Origin of the sequence: Variovorax beijingensis, assembly GCF_007828835.1 — a bacterium.
GTDB lineage: Bacteria > Pseudomonadota > Gammaproteobacteria > Burkholderiales > Burkholderiaceae_C > Variovorax > Variovorax beijingensis_A.
In genome coordinates this window covers 1-2696 of the sequence record NZ_VIVL01000034.1, presented here as the reverse complement: position 1 = coordinate 2696, position 2696 = coordinate 1, and the positions used below count along the sequence as shown (strand labels likewise).

General features: G+C 63.5%; 3 protein-coding genes. 1 reads left to right on the top strand and 2 read right to left on the bottom strand.

The features are described from left to right. Positions 1–149 precede the first annotated feature (149 nt). Positions 150–1055 (bottom strand): DUF4261 domain-containing protein, encoded by a 906-nt coding sequence (locus tag FB547_RS33205; RefSeq protein WP_261380488.1) that lies wholly within the window; start codon positions 1053–1055, stop codon positions 150–152. Positions 1056–1087: 32 nt separating this feature from the next. On the opposite strand from FB547_RS33205, the gene FB547_RS33200 reads away from it, so the two are divergent. Next, positions 1088–1405: a transposase gene (locus FB547_RS33200; protein WP_145747836.1), complete on the top strand. Its 318-nt coding sequence runs from the start codon at positions 1088–1090 to the stop codon at positions 1403–1405. A 44-nt stretch (positions 1406–1449) separates the two neighbouring features. On the opposite strand, the gene FB547_RS33195 is transcribed toward FB547_RS33200, so the two are convergent. Beyond that, complete coding sequence (locus tag FB547_RS33195) at positions 1450–2367, bottom strand: class I SAM-dependent methyltransferase (protein ID WP_145747835.1); 918 nt, start codon at positions 2365–2367, stop codon at positions 1450–1452. Positions 2368–2696 lie beyond the last annotated feature (329 nt).

Here is a 2696-nt window from a genome sequence, read left to right as displayed (position 1 = left end):
GGACCACCGGATGACTCGGTGCGCCGAGGACGCCCACATGGGCGCGGGTTCGGCATACTCGCTAGTCAAAGCCGTTTCCACACGGCCTCGGCCGATAGCCCCCGCTACATCGAGGCGCCTGCAACCCACAACGAGGCTTGGCGACCACCTTAGCGGAGCCTCCACCAGGCCCGCCTTTTGGATACGCGGCCAGTTTCCGTGGCGGGTACTAGGCGCCAGAAGCCATACGGATTGTTGAAAAGGGAGGAGTCCTCGTAGCGAGGACCCGCATCGTCCACGACCCGATATACAGGAGCATCAGACGCTACCGAAAATGTTTGTCCTGGTCGAATCTCTGCCTGCTCCGCGAAGACATAGCGGGTGAACGTCCGAAGCAGTTCGACAGCATCTTCAGCATCGCCCGTCGCTACGACAGCGTCCTTCAGGCCGAGATTGTGCATACCGCAGGAGCAGACGTCAGCAGCGCTTACATACACCACGCATGCTTCATGCGCGCTGAAAAGGTATAGCTCGTTGCAGAGACGGCGCCACTCATTTGGTTGATGAGCGAGACCGGCACTTTCGACTTTCACTCCGAAGCCGCCCGCATCGAGAAGGGCGCGAGCCGCGTGCATCAACGGGGCGAAATTGGTCTGGGAGCCGCCATGGCCAACTAGATAGATGACAGAACGATGCTCCCCAATTCGCATCATTTCCTCTGTCTGTGACCAATGCGGGCCAGCCGCCTTGAATGCAGCCAGCATTCGCTCATCGCGCCCTTCCAATTGAAGCTCGCACGACACCCTCGTCTCCATGTCCATCAACAGCATGCCGGCAAAGATGTGACCCGAGGTCGATTGGACTAGGCTCTTCGTCAAATCCGACCGCTCAGCCCAAGGGCCGGGAACACATAGCACAGCCTCCGGAACAACGACACCGTCTCTCATACTCAACAATTCTCCAAGGGGCAGCATGCCTCGCTGAGCCGATTGTGGCCTATCGATTGGTTGGCGCGCACGCGCTTCGTAAGCGTCCGGCCAACCCATCTTGATTCCCGCCAGCGGGCCTAGGAGCATCGTGTTCACTACTCCACTTTCTTGGCGGACACGTGAACACTATCGAGACGACGGTGAAGGGAGATCGGCGACGCAGACGCCGTCACACTGACGAGTTCAAGGCGAACCTGGTTGGCGCTTGCTCTCGGCCCGGCGTGTCGATCGCCTCGGTGGCATTGGCCAACGGCATCAACGCGAACCTGTTGCGTCGCTGGATCGAGCAAGGTGGTCAACGGTTGCCCAGCGCCCACGCTGTCACGACAACGGTCGACCTGCCGCAGGATCATGCTAAGGCGGCGTTCGTGCCTGTGCAGCTCGACGCCTCGCCTTCGCCAACAGGATCGGACAGACAACACGGTTACCACCACTAGCGTTGCCGCAGCCTTGACGTGCGATCCCCACTGGCAGTGACACTCTATCGCACGCGCGCAAGCGCGATCCGGCTGTGCCCCACCGTCCGCAGCGCGTTGCGGCCCTGCGGGTCGTAGCGCGACACGAGGTCCGCGTCGGACAGGTCATTGACGAGGTCGAAGCCCAGCGCAGCCAGTTCGTGCGGGAGCGTCGCGGGATCGAAGCCGCAGAGGAACGGCTCACCGATAGCAGCCACCTCGCGGCGCAACCGCTTGAACCGTTCGTACGCCACGCCTGCTTCGGGCCTGAACACGAGGGCGTCGATGTACGTGAACGTCAGTTCGCTGCTCGCGGCGGCGCAGCGCGCGATCGACCGCAATGCCTGCTCGTTCGCCGCGCGCGTCAGATACATCGTCACCCCGAGCCAGGAGAAGAAGGCGGGCGCGAGCGGATCGTAGTCGGAACGAGCGAGGACGTCCCCCAGGTCTTCGTTCGCTAGATCAGCAGCCAAGAAGCGGGCGGCCGCGGGACGGGCGATGCCGGCCTCCTCAAGGCGTCGCAGCTTGAACGACTGCGTTGCCGGATGGTCCACCTCGTAGATGCGCACGTCTCGTCCGGCCGCCGGCGGGCGCAGCGCATAGCTGTCGAATCCAGCCCCGACCAGCACGTACTGACGCACGCCGCACGCGGCCGCCTCGTGCAGCGCGTCCTCGGTGAACCGGGATCGGGTGATCACGCCAGTGTAGGAGGACGCAGCGCGCAGGGAGCTGTCGGTGAAGCCGGGCAAATCCGTGGCGACTGCAGCCCGTTCGGCCTCCGGGAGCCGTTCGAGCGCACGGCGCGCGAACGCTTTGCGCACGCTGTCCGGAACAAGCCGTTCACCCCACGGGTCCTGCAGCAGCGGCAATGGATCCACCCGGGCATGCAGCGAGCGCATCAAGGCTGTGACGAGAGCCGTGCGGCTCGGAGTAGAAGCGTCCATGGAGCGATGATGCCGCAGGCGCGAAGCGTGCTGGTTCCTACGACCTTGGCCGACTCAGGAACGCGCCCAAAGCATCACGCTCTACCACTGCATCTACTTCCGCAACCTCAACGAGCTGCAAGGCTTCGACCCGGAGGCCAAGACCCTTTGGGGAGCCCGATCAGCGACGCGCGGCCGAGCGCCTAAGCGACACACGCCTATCTGAAGGACGTGATGCAACGCCTGCCGGCGCATCGTAAGCGCGCGGTGATCCCGTCTTGACTGCAGTCGCAGATCAGGCTGGCTGCCAGCGATGCGGCAATAGTTCCGCGACGCGACTGGCCGGCTGC

Bases quoted from the DNA above. Each gene is read 5' to 3' on its own strand.
- FB547_RS33205 (WP_261380488.1), bottom strand. From the start codon at position 1,055: ATGCTCCTAGGCCCGCTGGCGGGAATCAAGATGGGTTGGCCGGACGCT.
- FB547_RS33195 (WP_145747835.1), bottom strand. From the start codon at position 2,367: ATGGACGCTTCTACTCCGAGCCGCACGGCTCTCGTCACAGCCTTGATG.